At 68.7% G+C, this 329-nt stretch carries 1 protein-coding gene; it reads left to right on the plus strand.

Annotation, left to right across the window (positions count from 1 at the left end):
• On the plus strand, nucleotides 1-329 hold a 329-nt coding region (locus IF54_RS0139100), incomplete at both ends, for a flavodoxin family protein (protein ID WP_030327555.1).

Genomic DNA, 329 nt, shown 5'->3' on the forward strand with positions numbered 1-329 from the left:
GCCCGCGCTGTACGAGCGGGTGATGGCCGCTGACATCCTGGTCGTCGCCGGTCCGATCTGGCTCGGCGACAACAGCTCGGTGACCAAGAAGGTCATCGAGCGCCTCTACGCCTGCTCCAGTCTGCTCAACCCGCAGGGCCAGTACGCCTATTACGGCCGGGTCGGCGGATGTCTGATCACCGGCAACGAGGACGGCGTGAAGCACTGTGCGATGAACGTTCTCTACAGTCTCCAGCACCTCGGTTACACGATCCCGCCCCAGGCCGACGCGGGCTGGATCGGCCCGGCGGGTCCCGGACCCTCGTCCCCCGACGGGGGGGCGGGCGGGC

Source organism: Streptomyces sp. NRRL B-3229 (assembly GCF_000719505.1).
Lineage (GTDB): Bacteria > Actinomycetota > Actinomycetes > Streptomycetales > Streptomycetaceae > Streptomyces > Streptomyces griseorubiginosus.